This window comes from Cyclonatronum sp. (genome assembly GCF_022565315.1).
Taxonomy (GTDB): Bacteria; Bacteroidota; Rhodothermia; order Balneolales; family Cyclonatronaceae; genus Cyclonatronum.
In genome coordinates, this window is the sequence record NZ_JAIUMX010000003.1 from 63,901 (window position 1) to 81,111 (window position 17,211).

14 protein-coding genes and 1 tRNA gene are annotated in these 17,211 nt (G+C 50.8%); 8 read left to right on the plus strand and 7 right to left on the minus strand.

The window, feature by feature from the left end; all coding sequences use genetic code 11:
- Window positions 1–5: 5 nt before the first annotated feature.
- From rpsI to LAT75_RS01400, 8 genes are all read left to right on the plus strand, one after another.
- Window positions 6–392: a 30S ribosomal protein S9 gene (gene rpsI / locus LAT75_RS01365; protein WP_291480819.1), complete on the plus strand. Its 387-nt coding sequence runs from the start codon at window positions 6–8 to the stop codon at window positions 390–392.
- A gap of 207 nt (window positions 393–599) precedes the next feature.
- On the plus strand, window positions 600–1,436 hold the full coding sequence (gene rpsB, locus LAT75_RS01370; RefSeq protein WP_291480820.1) for a 30S ribosomal protein S2: 837 nt from the start codon (window positions 600–602) through the stop codon (window positions 1,434–1,436).
- Window positions 1,437–1,637: 201 nt separating this feature from the next.
- A complete protein-coding gene (tsf, locus tag LAT75_RS01375) occupies window positions 1,638–2,468 on the plus strand; it encodes a translation elongation factor Ts (protein WP_291480821.1) in 831 nt (276 codons plus the stop codon).
- Between the two features lie 182 nt (window positions 2,469–2,650).
- Window positions 2,651–3,361: a UMP kinase gene (gene pyrH / locus LAT75_RS01380; protein WP_291480822.1), complete on the plus strand. Its 711-nt coding sequence runs from the start codon at window positions 2,651–2,653 to the stop codon at window positions 3,359–3,361.
- Window positions 3,362–3,503: 142 nt separating this feature from the next.
- Window positions 3,504–4,073 (plus strand): ribosome recycling factor, encoded by a 570-nt coding sequence (gene frr, locus LAT75_RS01385; protein ID WP_291480823.1) that lies wholly within the window; start codon window positions 3,504–3,506, stop codon window positions 4,071–4,073.
- 148 nt (window positions 4,074–4,221) lie between these two features.
- Complete coding sequence (gene smc / locus LAT75_RS01390; RefSeq protein ID WP_291480824.1) at window positions 4,222–7,770, plus strand: chromosome segregation protein SMC; 3,549 nt, start codon at window positions 4,222–4,224, stop codon at window positions 7,768–7,770.
- A gap of 96 nt (window positions 7,771–7,866) precedes the next feature.
- Complete coding sequence (locus tag LAT75_RS01395; protein WP_291480825.1) at window positions 7,867–9,111, plus strand: 4-hydroxy-3-methylbut-2-enyl diphosphate reductase; 1,245 nt, start codon at window positions 7,867–7,869, stop codon at window positions 9,109–9,111.
- 123 nt (window positions 9,112–9,234) lie between these two features.
- Window positions 9,235–10,350: an ATP-binding protein gene (locus LAT75_RS01400; RefSeq protein WP_291480826.1), complete on the plus strand. Its 1,116-nt coding sequence runs from the start codon at window positions 9,235–9,237 to the stop codon at window positions 10,348–10,350.
- Between the two features lie 82 nt (window positions 10,351–10,432).
- Here LAT75_RS01400 and LAT75_RS01405 read toward each other — a convergent pair whose 3' ends face one another.
- The 7 genes from LAT75_RS01405 to LAT75_RS01435 form a co-directional block, all read right to left on the minus strand.
- Window positions 10,433–11,437: a hypothetical protein gene (locus LAT75_RS01405; RefSeq protein WP_291480827.1), complete on the minus strand. Its 1,005-nt coding sequence runs from the start codon at window positions 11,435–11,437 to the stop codon at window positions 10,433–10,435.
- 67 nt (window positions 11,438–11,504) lie between these two features.
- A complete protein-coding gene (locus tag LAT75_RS01410) occupies window positions 11,505–11,801 on the minus strand; it encodes a DUF721 domain-containing protein (RefSeq protein WP_291480828.1) in 297 nt (98 codons plus the stop codon).
- Between the two features lie 87 nt (window positions 11,802–11,888).
- Complete coding sequence (clpX, locus tag LAT75_RS01415) at window positions 11,889–13,145, minus strand: ATP-dependent Clp protease ATP-binding subunit ClpX (protein WP_291480829.1); 1,257 nt, start codon at window positions 13,143–13,145, stop codon at window positions 11,889–11,891.
- Window positions 13,146–13,290: 145 nt separating this feature from the next.
- Window positions 13,291–13,899 carry an ATP-dependent Clp endopeptidase proteolytic subunit ClpP gene (clpP, locus tag LAT75_RS01420; RefSeq protein WP_291480852.1) on the minus strand — a complete coding sequence of 203 codons (609 nt, stop codon included), beginning with the start codon at window positions 13,897–13,899 and terminating at the stop codon, window positions 13,291–13,293.
- Window positions 13,900–13,997: 98 nt separating this feature from the next.
- Window positions 13,998–15,281, minus strand: a complete 1,284-nt coding sequence (gene tig / locus LAT75_RS01425; protein WP_291480830.1) for a trigger factor — start codon at window positions 15,279–15,281, stop codon at window positions 13,998–14,000.
- A 211-nt stretch (window positions 15,282–15,492) separates the two neighbouring features.
- Window positions 15,493–15,574: transfer RNA gene (locus LAT75_RS01430), tRNA-Leu, on the minus strand.
- Between the two features lie 112 nt (window positions 15,575–15,686).
- Window positions 15,687–17,036, minus strand: coding sequence for a M24 family metallopeptidase (locus tag LAT75_RS01435; protein WP_291480831.1), 1,350 nt, complete (start codon window positions 17,034–17,036; stop codon window positions 15,687–15,689).
- Window positions 17,037–17,211 lie beyond the last annotated feature (175 nt).

A 17,211-nucleotide genomic window follows, 5' to 3' on the forward strand; every position in this document is an offset into this window, starting at 1 on the left:
CAACCATGACACAATTTCAGGCAATCGGAAGAAGAAAGACCTCAACCGCACGCGTATATCTGCGCAAAGGTAACGGTCAGATTATCGTAAACGGCAAGGAAATGACCGAGTACTTCCCGCAGAAAGCCAATCAGAACCAGGTAACCCTACCCCTTGGTGTTACCGGTATTGAAGGCGAGTACGATCTCAAAGTAACTGTTCGCGGTGGTGGTACAACAGGTCAGGCCGGCGCCATTCAGCTTGGCATCGCCCGTGCTATCCTTGAGATTAGCGAAGAGCATCGTCTGGTACTGCGTGAGCATAACCTGCTTACCCGCGACAACCGTATGGTTGAGCGTAAGAAGTACGGACAGCCCAAAGCCCGGAAGAACTTCCAGTTCTCCAAGCGTTAATTCGCTTCGCTTTTTTTATATCCGGATTTCGGATATCGTTTTATACCATCCAATTTTCATACAGTATAGACTTCAACACACATACACAGCGACGCGGCCCGGAGTGTTTTGCCCTGCCGGCTGAAGCTCAGAAAGCTTTATGCGGGTGCAAAATCGGAACCGTGAATGACCTGTGTAGAGGCCTAACTCGTTAACTTAATCAAATTTATGGCACAAGCAGCATCCCTTGAAGAGCTCCTCAAAGCCGGAGCTCACTTTGGTCACCTGACCCGTCGCTGGAACCCGAAGATGAAGGAATTCATCTTCATGCAGCGTAACGGCATCCATATTCTGGATCTCAACAAAACCCGTACGCACCTGCAGGAAGCCCTTGATGAAATCGGAAAGGTTTCCCGTTCCGGCAAAAAAGTCCTTTTTGTAGGCACTAAAAAACAGGCACAGGAAATTGTGAAGGAAGAAGCCCTTCGCGCCGGTCAGCCTTATGTTACCCACCGCTGGCTTGGCGGTATGCTCACCAACTTTTCAACCGTTCGTAAGAGCATCAACCGCATGGAAGAAATCGCGGCTATGCAAAAAGACGGTACCTACGAAAACCTGGTTAAAAAAGAGCGTCTGATGCTCGACCGGGAAAAAGAAAAGCTTGAGCAGGTTCTGGCAGGTATTGCCAATATGAACCGCATGCCGGGCGCTATTTTTGTGGTCGATATTGTTAAGGAAGAGATTGCGATTAACGAAGCACGCAAGCTCAATATCCCGATTTTTGCACTGGTGGATACCAACTGCGACCCTAACGTACCGGATTACATCATCCCCTGTAATGATGATGCCGCCAAAGCTATTCAGCTTATTGCATCCAATGTAGCTGATGCCATCATTGAAGGTAATGCCGAGCGCGATGCTCTCGAAGAAGAACAGCTCGCACTTGAGGCCTCTGCCGGCTCAGATGAAGCAGCTGAGGATGCAGCTGCAGGTGAAGAAAGCGAAGAAGGCGAAAAGTCTGATGCCCCACGCCGCCGCCGCCGCCGCCGCGGAGGCGAAAACTAAGCCCGTTGTTTCAAAAACCCTGCAGTCTTAAAACAGGCTGCAGGGTTGGTTTTTTAGCAGGAATCCGCCCTGCCTTTCCGACCGCCTTCAGTAAGGCGAACCGGATAAAAATCTATCTGAAAACAGGCATCCGGGCTCAGTTAGCTTGCCCGGCCGAATTAACCTTAAAATCAAAACTGCGATTAAATCGCATCTATTATTATGAGTATTTCAGCAGCAGATGTAAAGAAACTACGTGATGTTACCGGCGCAGGCATGATGGACTGCAAGAAGGCGCTTTCCGAGGCCAACGGTGATATGGAAGCCGCTATTGAATACCTGCGCAAAAAAGGGCAGAAAGTAGCTGAAAAGCGCGCTGACCGTGATGCCAAGCAGGGCCTTATTGCTGTTCACCTCAGTGATGACGGTAAAAAAGCCGCCGCTGTAGAGCTGAATTGTGAAACCGATTTCGTAGCACGCAACGAAGAGTTTATTCAAAATGCAGAGGCATTCGCCAAACTCGCTTTTGATCAGAATGTTGCTACCGCTGATGCCATCAGAGGGCTCGCTTTTGAAAGCGGAACAGTTGCCGGTCAGCTGGAAACCCTTGTTGGAAAAATCGGTGAAAAAATCGACATCAGCCGTGTAGTTTTGCTTCAGACCGAAGGTCAGATTGTTAGCTACATACACCCCGGCAGTCAGCTTGCCGTACTTGTTGATTTCGAAGGCCCGCTTAAAAATGCGGAAGTTGGTAAAGATGTAGCCATGCAGGTAGCGGCTATGTCGCCTATCGCAACCCGACGCGAAGAAGTTGACGGCTCCGTACTCGAAAAAGAGCGCGAAATTGCCGTTGAACAACTTATTAACGAAGGCAAACCCGAAGAAATCGCCAGAAAGGCAGCTGAAGGTAAAATTCGCCGCTTTTACGAAGAGCGCGTACTGCTCGAGCAAAAATTCGTGAAGGATAACAGCCTTAGCGTTGCTCAGTACCTCAAGCAGGAAGGTGAGCCGGCCGTAAAAAGCTTCAGCCGCATTCAGCTGGGTGAGCATTGATTCAGCATTCTTTTACAGGCTGCTTCCGGTTTCGGAAGTAGCCTTTTTTTTGCCTGTTAATCCGGCTGTAGCCCAAAGTGACGTGTGAAAGAAGCTGAAAGCAGGTATCTTATAAATCAAAACGCAGAGGAAGTCCTTTTTTACTGCTGCGATAAATCCTTCTCACATTATACTGCATACTTATGTATAAGCGAATTCTATTAAAGCTTAGCGGTGAAGCACTGCTGGGCGAACAAGGACACGGAATAGACGGTAAAGTTCTCGAAGCCTATGCCGATGAAATCAGGCTCGTTCATGAACAGGGCGTTCAGGTCGCCATCGTGATCGGCGGCGGTAATATTTTCAGGGGGATGAAAGCTGCAACCGATGGCATGGACCGCGTTCAGGGTGATTATATGGGGATGCTTGCTACCATGATAAACAGCATGGCTCTGCAGGATGCCCTCGAACAAAAAGGCGTAGCCACACGGCTGCAGTCGGCCATCCGGATGGAGCAGATCGCCGAGCCTTTCATCCGCCGCCGCGCCGTGAGGCACCTCGAAAAAGGCCGTGTGGTCATTTTTGGTGCAGGCACCGGAAATCCCTATTTCACGACCGATACAGCCGGATCCCTTCGGGCCATCGAAATTGAAGCCGATGTAATCCTTAAAGGTACCCGTGTTGACGGTGTGTACGACAAAGACCCGGAAAAAAATCCCGACGCCGTTAAATTCGACCGCATTACCGGTGATGAAGTGCTCAGCCGCAGGCTTTCGGTGATGGACCTTACAGCATTTACCTTATGCCGTGATAACCGCACCAATATCATTGTCTTTGACATGGGCAAGCCTGGTAATCTGCTTAAAGTCGTTAAAAAAGAAGCAGTAGGAACACTTGTGGAGTGGGATTACTGATATTCAGCTATTCAGCCCTTCATTTATGCTGTAACAGATATTTTAAAACGGCGGTGTAAAACCGTATTTTCCGTATTCTGAAAAAAATTTCGATGCCTGCTGTACACACAGGCCAAATGTATTTACGAAATCCTGTATTTCTATGATTTTACCTGAGTTAGAACCTATCATTGAAGAGGCGAAGATGGAAATGGACCTCTCTATCGAATTCCTGAAGCGGGAGTTCAACCACATCCGTGCCGGAAAAGCCAATCCGGCATTGCTTGACGGCATTCGCGTAGATTATTACGGGAGTCAGACGCCCCTGAATCAGGTGGCCAATGTTTCGGCACCGGAGCCGCGTATGCTGGTTGTTCAGCCGTGGGAGAAATCGATGATACACCCTATTGAGCGTGCTATTCAGGCTTCCAACCTGGGTCTGAATCCGCAGAATGACGGAACCCTGATCCGCATTCCGCTGCCCATCTTAACGGAAGAGCGACGTCAGCAGCTGGTTAAAATAGCCCGCGATACCACCGAAAAAGCCCGTGTGAGTATCCGAAATGCCCGCCGCGACGCCAACGACGCAATTAAGAAAAAAGTGAAGTCAGATTCCCTTCCGGAAGACTCCCGCTTTGCCGCTGAAGATCAGGTTCAGAAACACACCGACGATTACACAAGTCAGGTTGAAGAGCTGCTCAAGCATAAAGAACACGAAATAACGAGCATTTAGCCATCGGCCTGATTCAGTAAATTAAATTCAGGGCCGGTTCGCATTTTGCAGCCGGCCCTTTTTTTGGCTGTATAATTCGCTTATTCAAGCAGGTTACCTGCCGCCTTCCCGAAACCGGAAACAGGCGGTAAACGAGCACACCTCCCTCATGTATTTATCAGAGCTATCGCTACACGGGTTCAAGAGCTTCGCCAATAAAACGACCGTCCGTTTCGACAGTGGTATTACCGGAATTGTGGGCCCAAACGGCTGCGGTAAATCAAATATTGTTGATGCTTTAAGATGGGTATTGGGCGAACAGCGTGCAAGCCTGCTGCGCTCGGCCGCTATGCAGAGCGTAATTTTTAATGGTACCGCAACCAAGAAAGCGCTGGGGATGGCGGAGGTATCCATTACCATACAAAATAACCGCGGCGTACTGCCGGTGGAATACACCGAAGTGACCATCAGCCGCCGCCTGTTTCGCTCCGGCGACAGCGAATACCTGCTCAACGGCTCGGTCTGCCGGCTCAAAGATATTGTAGAGCTTTTCATGGATACCGGCATCGGGCCCGGCGCCTATTCGGTGATTGAGCTGAAGATGGTGGAGGAAATCCTCAACGACAAAAACAACGACCGCCGCCGCCTTTTTGAAGAAGCTGCCGGCGTGACCCGCTACAAAGAAAAGCGCAAGCAAACCCTCCGCAAGCTCGATGAAACCGTTGCCGATCTGCAGCGGGTTGAAGACATCCTGGTCGAAATCCGCAAAAAAACGCGCTCCCTGCAGCTGCAGGCCGACAAAGCCCGCAAAGCCAAGGAGTTTAACGAGCGGCTGGAAGGGCTTGACCTCGCCTGGTCGAAGCATGAGTACGACCGGCTTCAGCTTAAACTGAAGCCACTGGTTGAGCAGATTGTGGCCGCTGAACGGGAGAAATCGCAGCTCGAGCAGCAGTACAATGCGCTGGAGGAAGAGCTGGTACTTGCCGGTGAAAAGCTTGCGGAGCGCGAGCGGGCTGCTTCTGAAGCGCGGCGTGAGATGGGCGCCGCGCAGGGCCGCTACCGGGAAACCGAGACGACCATCCGCATCAACCGGGAGAAAATCAGCAGCGAGAAGCAGGTAATCCTTCAGTTTGAGCGGGATATCGAGCAGGCCGAGAACGACATCTCCGGACTGAAAAGAAGCAAGCTGACGGCCGAAAACATTTTAAAGGAGCGGGAAGCCGCCCTGCTCGGGGGCACCGAGGAGCTGGATAAGTTTCGCGATTTGTTTAAAAATGCCGATCTGGAAGCAGGTGAGCTGCGCCGGAAGGTGAACAACCTCGCAAGGGAACAGGAAGCCCTCAACAATCAGATCAATCAGATTCAGTCGCAGAAAATACGGCTGGAATCACGGGTTGAGGGCGTTGATGACGATCTGCAGCGGATGGCCCGCCAAAAGGAAGAGCTCACCGAAGAGCTGGGCATCAACAGCAAAGATGCGGAACTGCTGGCGGCTCAGCTGGAAAAGCAGCGCGGGGAGCAGCAGGCGGCCGAGGCAGCCCTCGCGGCCATCGGGCAAAAGCGGGAGCAGGCACGGCAGCGCATCAGCGACCTTAAAGATGAGCTTCGTGCAGTGCAGAGCCGGCTGTCGGCCCTGGAATCGGAGCGGGAACTGGTAGAGCAGATTGCACGCTCGCACGAGTCGTTTCCGGGCAGCGTCCGTTTCCTGCTGGAGCAAAAGCAGCCCGTTACCGTGCTTACCGATCTCTTTTCGACGCAGCAGCAGTTTGCCGTTGCCCTTGAAGCCGCCCTGGGCGATGCCCGCTTTTTGCTGGTTGCCGAAACGCAGCAGCAGGCTGATGAGGCCTTCACCCTGCTCAAAAAAGAAAACAAAGGCCGCGCACAGATTTTTGTGAAGGATGTTTTGAATGAGCGCATCAGGCGCAATCCCGAACTGCTTCAGGCGGAGGTACACCCCGATTCGCTGGCCGCGCGGGTGAGTTGTGATGACAGCCTGATCCCGCTGCGCAACCTGCTGCTCTCCGGAATTTTCCTTGCTGACTCTGTGGAAGAAGCTTCATCCCGTTTTTCGGAAGATGTTTCCCCCGTTCTTTTTGTAACGCCCGACGGCGAGCTCATCCGGCGGGAAGGCATCATCCGGAGCGGGAGCGCCGAAAAAAACATCGGTCTGCGGGTGGGCCTGAAAGACCGCCTGACCAAACTCGAATCGCAGATTCAGGAGCAGGAAGCGGCCTTTGCGCAGGGCAGCATCACCCTTGAAAAAACCAATGAAGAACTCGCTTCCCTCGATGAAACGGCTGTTCGTTCGGCCCTGCGGGAGGCCGAAGCTGCTGTGCGGAAATCCGAACAGCGGCTGGCAGCGGTGCAGTCAGAGAAGCAGCTGTATGAGCGGAATCTGGCCGAAATCCTGAAGCGGGAAGAAGGGCTGGATACGCAGATCGGTCAGACCCGGGCGCAGCTCCGCGAGCTTCAGCCGCAGCTGGATGAGGTCAAGTACCGGCTGGATCAGGTGATCGAAGAGCAGCTGATGCTGCGGAACGAGCTCCGGCAGAAAGAGGAAGCCCGGCAGCGGGCGCAGCAATCCATGAATGATGCCCGTGTGAAGGAGCAGCGGCTGCGCTCTGAGGCCGAAAGCTATCAGCGGGAAATAGAGCAGGCGGGTCAGTCTATCACGACCATCAAAGAGCGGCTCGATCAGCGGGCGGGGCAGGCGCGCAACAGCCGGGAGAAAATCGAAAGCCTGCGCGATCAGACCGAAGAGCTTGAAGGCCATCTTGAAGAGCTGGATGCGCAGCGCAGGCGGGCGGAGGCAGCCTTCCGCGAAACTGAGGAGGCAACGGCCCGGCAGCGCGGGCGCATCCGCGAGCTGGAAGATCAGGCCCGGCAGCTACAGCGCAAAAAAGAGGTGAACACCAACCTGCTGCATCAGCTGCAGATTGAGCAGTCGAAGCTCGAAATGGCCGTAAGTTCAGTGAGCGATCACATCTGGCAGACCTACGGCAAGATGATGGAGCAGATTGAAAGCAGCCTCCCGGAGGATACGGAACCCGCAGAAGTAAAGCAGGAGATTCAGAAGCTGCGGGAGCGGCTGCGGCAGATCGGCGAGGTGAACCCGCTGGCGATTGATGAATACGAGGAGGAAAAAGAGCGCCTCGACTTTTATGAAACGCAGGTAAGCGACCTTCACGAAGCTGAAACCAAGCTCCGGCAGACCATCAAAGAAATTAACGATACGGCCAACGAGCGCTTTCAGAACACCTTTGAGCAAATCCGCGAAAACTTTAAGCGGGTGTTCAGCATGTTGTTTATGGAAGACGATTTCTGTGATTTGATTCTCGAAGAACGCTCCGACGATCCGCTGGATCACCGTATCGAAATTATCGCCAAGCCGCGGGGCAAGCGTCCTTCCAATATTGAGCAGCTTTCCGGCGGGGAAAAAACCCTCACGGCCATCGCGCTGCTGTTTGCGATTTATCTGGTGAAGCCCTCCCCCTTCTGTATTCTGGATGAGGTTGATGCGCCGCTTGATGATGCCAATGTGGATCGCTTCACAAGCCTGATCCGTCAGTTCAGTCGCGAAACGCAGTTCATCGTGATAACGCACAACAAGAAAACCATGGAAAAGGCCGAAGTGATGTACGGCGTAACCATGCAGGAAACCGGTGTGAGCCGGCTGGTCGGTGTGCGGCTCGACGGGGTTGAGAGGGCAAAGGCCTGAGTTAAGTAAAAGCTACAGAAACGCTTGTGCAGCAGCGTATGTTTGCCCTCAGTGAAACAGACAGAACTTCAAACATCATTTTAATACCCTCAGCAGATGCCCAAGAAATTTGATATTCCTGAATTTTACACTTCAGAAATAATCCGGACCGTAAAAGAAGCGCGGCAGGTACTCGATCCACGCAAGAAAAATCTGGAGCCGGTCATGATTGATTTCGGCCCTGTACAGTTTTTGGTTCCCCGGCATTTTGGCTTCTGCTACGGCGTGGAAAACGCCATCGATATTGCTTACCGGACCGTTGAGCAAAACCCAGATAAAAATATTTACCTGCTCAGCGAGATGATTCACAACCCAAACGTGAATGAAGACCTGAAGCGGCGCGGGGTGAAGTTTCTGTTCGAAACCAACGGCGAGGTGCTTATCCCCTTTTCTGACCTTACTGCTGACGACATCGTGATTGTGCCGGCTTTCGGCACAACCCTCGAAATTCAGGCTGAGCTCGAAGCCCTGGGCATCAACCCCTATCAATACGACACAACCTGCCCGTTTGTGGAGAAGGTGTGGAAGCGGGGCAGTCAGCTGGGTAAAAAAGACAATGCCCTGGTTATTCACGGCAAGCACACGCACGAAGAAACCCGGGCGACCTTCTCACACAGTGCCGCGGCATCATCGGCGGTTGTAGTGGTGCTGAACCCGGATGAAGCCCGCATCCTGGCAGAGATTATGCTGGAAAAGCGTCCGCTGGAGGATTTTGATCAGTACTTTGCCCACAAATCTACGCCGGGCTTCAATCCGCTGCGCGACCTGGAGAAATTCGGGGTAATTAACCAAACAACCATGCTCGCAACCGAAACGCAGGAGGTGATGGACATCCTTCGTGAAGCCGTTTCGGAGAAATACGGTGAGGATAATGTAAAGCAGCACTTCGCCGATACTTCAGATACCCTCTGCTACGCTACCAACGAAAACCAAAGCGCAACCCGCGCACTTATGGAAGCCGATGCCGACCTCGCGCTCGTTGTGGGCGGGTACAATTCCTCCAACACCACACACCTTGTGGAGCTGCTCGAGCACAGCTTCCCGACCTTTCATGTGCGGGACGCCTCCGAAATCAAATCACCCGAAGAAATACATCACTTTGATCAGTGGAAGAAAGAAATTTTGGTATCGGCCAACTGGCTTCCTCAAGGGTTGGAGCGTCCGCTGAAGATTGCGATTACCTCAGGCGCCTCCTGTCCGGATGTGCTTGTTGATGAGGTGATTCTGAAAGTTCTCACCTATTTCGAAAACACCCGCTCAGCGGAAGAAGCCCTGCTGCCCTTCACAAGCGAGCCGGCTTAAGCTGTACTTTAAACAGATACTGACTAATAACTATATTTTTTGGTCAGTGAAGTGACTTATTATTATAATTAATGGTTGTTATGTTGACCTGAAAGTATAATTATTCCTATATTGGGAATAAAAATGTTTGAAAGGTCACTTGCCGAAAAACTTAAGCGGAAAATTCAGGGCGGCAAAGCGCTCGTTCTGATAGGCGCCCGACAGGTCGGAAAGACGACTCTGCTAAATCACATTCTCGAGGGGAAGGATTTTTTGTTTCTGGACGGGGATGACCCGACAACAAGAAGCCTGCTGAACAGTCCGAATACCGAGCAGCTGCGCTCGCTTATTGGTGATTCCAGGATCGTTTTTTTAGATGAAGCGCAGCGCATAAAAGGGATCGGCCTCACGCTCAAAATTATCACAGATCAGTTTAAGCAGGTAAGCCTTTTGGTGAGCGGGTCGTCGGCTTTTGATTTGGGAAGTGAGCTGAACGAGCCGCTAACCGGCAGGAAGTGGGAGTATGAACTGTACCCGATTTCATGGGAAGAGTACGAAGCCGGCATTGGTTATCTGAAATCCGAGCAGCAGCTGGAAAACCGCCTGTTGTACGGCTTCTACCCCGAAGTAATTGTAAATCAGGGTGAGGAGCGCGAAACCCTCAAAAACATTGTGGACAGCTACTTATACAAAGATATTCTTTCGTTTGCAGATATTCGCAAGCCCGAGGTGCTGGAAAAACTGCTTCAGGCCCTCGCTTTGCAAACCGGCAGTGAGGTAAATTATAATGAACTGGCTCAGCTAATTGGCATTAACAAAATTACGGTGCAGACCTATATCGATATTCTCGAAAAAGGCTATGTGGTTTTCAGGCTGAACAGTTTCAGCAGGAATCTCAGAAATGAGATAAAGCAAAACCGTAAAGTGTATTTCTACGACAACGGGGTGAGAAACATGATTTTGGGGAATTTCCAGCCGCTGAATCTGAGGCAGGATAAAGGGGCGTTGTGGGAAAATTTTCTGATATCAGAGCGGCTGAAGCAGAACAAATATAAAAATACCTTTGCGCAGATGTATTTCTGGCGCACCACACAGCAGCAGGAAATTGATTTTGTGGAGGTTAAAGACGGTGCAATAAGCGGCTATGAGTTCAAATGGAAGGCTCAGAAAGCGAAGTTCAGCAAAACCTTTACGGAAACCTATAAGGCTGAAACGCAGCTGGTTAACCGGGATAACTTTCGGAAATTTGTACTGATTTAACAGGTAAAACGATAAGGCCGAACGGGTTAACTCCCGCCCGGAAAGAAGAATGCCGGGCATTGCATAACTGATACAGCCGGGTTTAGTCTTCAATCAGCAAAAAGTATGAAATGCGCCTTGGTACGGATGAGCGTATGCTCACTGAAAACTCGGAGTCGTCGGCAACAAGCTCTGGCTGCAGAAAACCGGTTGTGTCGGCAACAATGGCCTGATAAGGCACAACCGCACGAAACAGCTGTCTTCGGTTAACTTCGCTGTATTGGGTAATAGGCACATTGTACCTGATTGTGAGCACTGACGGAGACAGAATAACCGCAGGTCTGTTGGTTCCGCCGGTAATTTCGATAGGGACACGAATTTCACCTTCGGTAAACTCAACAATATTTGCACTAAGTGATACCTCTGACGTGCTGAGCCGGATGAGGTCACCGCTGTCTTCAAGGGGGATTGAAGCATTCAGCGGTGTTTGCAGATCGTCGAAACGCGCAAAACGCGTGGGCCAGCTGTCGATGTTTTCGACCAGCGATCGGGCGCCTGAAATGGTAACGCTGTCCGGACTGATAACGGGTGCCCGGAGCAGACCAAACTGCCGTCGGGTTTCAAGCTGAATATTGGGTACAACCGGTACTTTACGGGATAGCGCAGGTTCAAGCCTTATGGATACAGACGATGGTTCTGCACGTGAGAGGCTTATATCACTTGTGCCTGTAATCTGCTGCTCAATGCTTTGGTAAAGGTTTGTAGCGCTCTCATTAATGTTAACGGCAAGCCGGGGAATGCTGCCGTAAAGGCCAAGCAATTTCCAGCCTTCACCGGTAAAAGTGGCGCGTACCGTTTCAGGCAGCGACTGAACTGGAGCCTGGTTCTCGGGAAAAGCACCGTAGTACAGAGGGATATCAAGTGTTACTGAAAAATCCCGGCTGAGGTTGATAAGCAGCCATAAACCGAGCGCAATACTGTAGGCAACAAGAAACACCAGCACTTTTTCAGTTCGCTGCATATTTCCTGAACCGCTCACACTTTCAGTGGAAGCAATGGATTTTATTCGGTTCCAAAGGGAAGCTAAAAACGATAGGAAATTGGGCATAGAAAGAATAAGATGAGGTCAGCCGTAAGTCAAAGTTGTTTAATATACCAAAAAGGAATTACGGATATCAGAGTACAACAATAGCGCTTAAGATTTCGTCGCGAACCCTTCTGTTGAGCCTTTCTTTAAAAGAAAACCGCTGGAAGTGAAGCTCCTGCCGCCATGACTGATTTTCGACTTTTATAAACAAAACATCACCCTTTAACCAAAAATCTTTAACCTGTTCCATGATACGTTCCCCGGCTACTTCCGGGAATACCGACAGAATCATACCCCGTTTGAGTTTTTTGCGCTGCGGGTGATGATCCAGGAAATCCTTGAGGATGTCACTGAGTGCAACTGGTTTGTTGGCAAAATAAGACATAGGAGGCAGGTAGAAATAAAAAACGCGCTGCTGTCCCGGTAGTACCGGTTCAGGACAGCGCGTTTCTGAGATTAAACGAAAAGTTTATCAGGCCGATACTTTTTGTTTTTCATAAATCGGCGGCGCGTTCTCTGTAATGGTAGCACGAGTAATGATGCATCGCTTTACATTTTTCATGGAGGGCAGGCTGAACATAATTTCAAGCATGGATTTCTCCATAATTGATTTCAGGCCGCGGGCACCGGTTTTGCGTACCATGGCAAGCTCTACTACGGCTTCAAGCGCATCTTCCTCGAAAACAAGCTCTACGTCTTCCATCTCGAACATCAATTGATATTGCTTAACGATAGCATTTTTGGGCTTGGTCATTATTTCAATAAGCGTAGCTTTGTCAAGCTCATGCAGGCCTGAAATAACCGGAAGGCGGCCGATGAGTTCGGGTATAAGCCCGAATTTCTGAAGGTCTTCAGGTTCTGTGTAACTAAAGATCTTCGGGTTATTTTTATCGAAACGGATTTGGGACTGACTCTGAAAACCCATGGATGAGCTGGATAAACGCCGGGAAATCACTTCTGCAAGTCCGTCGAATGCCCCCCCGCAAATAAACAGAATATTGGTTGTATCAACTTTCACAAAGCTTTGCTCGGGATGCTTACGCCCGCCTTTTGGCGGCACATTGGCGACCGTGCCTTCGAGAATTTTGAGCAGCGCCTGTTGCACGCCTTCTCCCGAAACATCACGAGTGATGCTTGGGTTGTCGCTTTTGCGGGCAACTTTATCAACTTCATCAATATAAACGATGCCTCTCTGAGCACGCTCTACGTCATAGTCTGCAGCCTGCAGAAGGTTTGCAAGAATACTTTCCACATCTTCACCCACATAACCGGCTTCTGTGAGGGCTGTTGCATCGGCTATGGTAATGGGTACATTAATAAGCTTGGCGAGGGTACGGGCAAGAAGCGTTTTCCCTGAGCCGGTAGGCCCGAGCAGCAGAATGTTGCTCTTTTCGATTTGGATATCGCCGGTTATATGTTTGTGTTCCTCCAAAGAGATACGCTTGTAATGGTTATATACGGCAACCGAAAGGGTCTTTTTGGCATAATCCTGACCAATCACATACTCATCAAGCTTGGCTTTGATTTCGAGCGGTTTGAGTATTTTAGAGTAATTGCTCGAGCGGGCATTTTTCTTTTTTATGGATTCCTGTTCCACAATTCCGGCAGCATCATTTACGCAGTAATTGCAGATATAAACTTCAGGCCCGGCAATCATGCTGCTTACTACTTGGGAGGAACGTCCGCAAAACGAGCATTGAATCGGGTCTTTTCTTTTTTTTCCGCTCATCTGTTTAATACAAAAAAATGTTGAGATTCAGGTGGTGTAAAAATATCCTTCTCTTAGAAAGGTACAATAATTTATATACAAAACAGCCAGATTCCGTCCCTGTTGCAGGTGAAATCTGGCTGATAAATCATTTGGGCAATGCTGTTTATTTATCGCGACGCATTACTTTATCAACAAGGCCGTAAGAATGTGCTTCGTCTGCTGTCATCCAGTTATTACGGTCTGATGCCTTGATGATTTCCTCAACCGTGTGGCCTGAGTGATCGGCGATAATCTGACTGAGAGACTGCTTGATCCGCAAGATCTCACGGGCCTCAATTTCAATATCACTTGCCTGCCCCTGTACGCCGCCAAGAGGTTGGTGAATCATTACACGAGCGTTTGGGAGTACGGCCCGCTTGCCTTTTGCGCCTGCTGTGAGCAGCACGGCACCCATTGAAGCAGCCATGCCGATACAGGTTGTGGATACATCACACTTTACGTACTGCATGGTGTCGTAAATCGCCAGACCTGCCGATACAACGCCGCCGGGACTGTTGATGTAGATGTTGATATCCTTTTCGGGATCTTCAGATTCAAGGAAAAGAATCTGTGCTACTATGTTGGCCGCTATTGCATCATTAATGGGTGTACCAAGTATGATGATGCGGTCTTTAAGCAGGCGTGAGTAAATGTCGTAGGCACGCTCGCCCCGGGAGGTGGTTTCGATAACCATCGGTACAAGGTTATTGTACACTTCACCCTGCCCTGACATTTCTAAAGAGTTGCGGTCGAAAAGTGGTTGTGTTGGGAATGACATATAAAAAAGATCAAGAAATCAAAAATGGAGTTGCGGCAGCCGGCAGTAAGTGCTTACGGCTTGTTTGCGTATTTTTCTTCGTATTCTGCTTTGCTTAACTCGTTAACTGAAACTTCGTCAACAAGTTTACTGAAAAGTTTGTCGGTACGGATCCGCATGCGAAGCTGCTCTAAGTAACCGCTTTGGGATGCATAAAAGTTCTTGAGCATTTCGGCAGGAAGCCCCATTTTAGCAGCTTCAGCCTGGAAAAAAGCATCTACATCTTCAGGCGTAATCTCAGTGTCCGGGTATTTTTCAAGCAAATCGGAAACAATGAACGACCAGCGTGCTTCATCGATGATGTTCTCTTTGTTCTTCTCTTCAAAAGAAACCCGGTCGAAATCAGCAGGCAGCTCTTTTGTTTCCTCGTTGCGCTCACGGTCGATTCGTGAATTCAGCACATCATTGTATATGGCTGAAGGCACTTCGAAATCATGCGCTTTGATCAGCGCTGTGGCGATCTTGTCGCGCAGAAGGTCATCAGCGGTGCTGTCGAAGTAGTTTTGGATCTGACTCTTGAGGAAGCTGCGGAACTCCTCTTCATTGGAGGCTTCTCCGCGGCTGCCGTTGCGGAAGAACTCTTCGTTCAGTTCCGGCAGGCTGTACCGTTCAACTTTTTTGATGACAGCTTTGTACTGTACGGTTTTGTCGTCAGCTTCCTTAAGGTTCAGAACGGTTTCTTCGCCGGCTTTTTTGCCTGTGAGCTGCGCCTTGTATTCGGCGTTTTCTTCGCGGTCAAAATCCAGAACGAGGTCTTTGTCGGCATCTTCAGTTTCATTGCCTTCGGCATCAAGCTTAACCACATCAACAGTTACACGGTCTGTTTCGGTGGCAGCTTCTTCCGTTTCGGTCCACTCGCCGCTGCGGCGCAGGTTGGCCTGATATTCTTTTTCAACTTCCTCGTCGGTTACATCGTGTACGAGCTTATCAACAGTAATGCTGCTAACCTCAGTAAGTTCATAATCAGGCTTAACACTTATTTCAAACTCGAGGCGGAGCTTACCGTCTTCGTAGGTGTTGGAAATCACTCTGGGCTCACCAACAGGGTTGTGCTTCGGGAAGATTTCCGTTCTGAACACTTCCTGAATGTATTCGTCAACCTGTTCCTGCTCTACTTCCTGACCGATACGCTTTTTCACCAGGCCCATCGGTGCCATACCGGGTCGGAAACCGGGTACGGTCATTTTTTTGCGGTACTCGCGAAGTGATTTCTCAATGCGCGGACCAATGTCTGACCGATCGGCTTCAACAATAATTTTTTTGTCAACCGCGCTGATGTTTTCTACCGTAATATTCACTGAATTGAAAATTAAAGGGTGATGCGATGTATGTTAACCCGAACAGGCCCGTAAAATTAGCAAAGGGAAATCCGGAAACGGGAAGTGAGCCTGAGGGCCTCTTTGAAAAAATAAAAACGAATAATGTTTAAAACGTGGGGACAGGCGGGTCTGCGTGCTGAAACTGTCTTCCCCAAAAACAATAAAAGCCGCCTGAAAGGCGGCTTTAGCGTACGAGAGGGGGGACTCGAACCCCCACGCCGCGAAGCACTAGATCCTAAATCTAGCGTGTCTACCAATTCCACCACTCTCGCTTAAAAATGCACTTTACAGGCACATTTTGATAAGATTGCAAAGATACAGTTATTCCGCTTCAGAATCAACAGCTGCCGAAGGCACCAAATGATGCCGTTCTGCCTGACCCCTTTATCGGATTAATATCAGTTCTTCCTGCGGGGCGGTGAGGTAAGCAGCGCCGCTTTCGGTAACTACAGCCATTTCTTCAACGGAAATGGTTTTGGTGCCGCCCTCAATTTCCCACTTGTAGAAACCGTCGAAGGCGAAAACCATGCCTTCGCGCAGCTCACGGAATGAATAGGGGGATGGCTCCCGGTCAAGCTGCCCGCCTCCGAGGCGCGGCCCTACATCGTGCGCCTGATACCCCACGGGATGGCCCGTGCTCCAGAATACTTCCATAGAACCGTTTTCGCGCATCCATTCGCGCTGGGTTACATCAACCTGCAGGCCTGTCACGCCGGGCCGCATGGCGGCGAGTGCCCTGCGGTTGCCTTCACGGGCCACCTCCCAGTACTGCTGAATACGGGCCGGTGCTTCGGTTTCATCAGGGTGGAGCACGTAGGCAAACCGCTGAATGTCAGTTACCCAGCGGTCATACACGCGGATGCCGAAATCGATCTGAATTACATCTCCGTGCTGAATAACGCGGTCGGTTGCGTGTGCATGGCCGCGGTCAGGCCCGGAGTTAACCAGCGGGTTTTGGTCCGGCGCCCATGCATCGGTTACGCCGGCTTCCCGCATTTTGGCTTTCAGGAAATCGGCAATGTCGCGGTCAGTGCTCACGCCCGGTACCACCTGCGCGTAGGCTTCGTGCTGCCATTGCGCGGTAACAGCTGCCGCTTCGGCCATGATTTCGACCTCGGCGGGCAGCTTCACCGAAAGCCATTCATACACCAGCTCTTCGGAGGAAACAATGCGGTTGCGGGCGCCGGGTGTCATCATGCCGGTAAAAGCCGAGTACTGTGTGTGGCTGAGGCCGTCCGCAAATTCGTTGCTGCTGCTGTAATTGAGTGCGATGGCGCCTGTCGTATTGTTGCTGAGCCATTCTGCAGCAGCACGCATGGCCCCGATGTTGTAATCGACCACTACAACGGAATCCTGCAGGCCGAGCTCCTGCAGGGCTGCAGCCTCGCCGGGAGGTGAAAAAGCAAGCGAAAAGATTTCGCCGCCGCGCTGCTGAAAGGCGAACACGGCCGGTGCTACTGCGTTTTCGCAGCCGACATGTGCGGCGAGCGGGTCGTTGTTGTTGGAGCGGCACACAACGGCCCAGGCCTCAGCTTCTGCCCGCTGCATGGCCGGGCCGAGCAGGGTACCGATGCGTTCCTGCCGGATTTCAGGCCATGGGCTGGGCCCGGAAAACAGCCCGGGATGCTCTCCGGCCGTATTATCATGGGAGGTACAGCTGAGCATGGTCAGGGCAATCAGTATGAGCGGGGCGGCCTTGAGGAGCAGGCGGAGGAACAAAGGTTGGTGTTTCATCTGGGCAGAAGGTTTGGTTGCGTGTGAAACGGTTTTTGGGGAGCAGCAGCAAGCCGGGATCAGGCCCGGAAAGCATCATCCTAAATACAAAAGCGATCGGAAAGGTGCAAAACAGTAAAACGTAAGTTTTCTGGTAACAAATCTGGTAACACGCAAAAAAAAAGCCTGCAAGTCA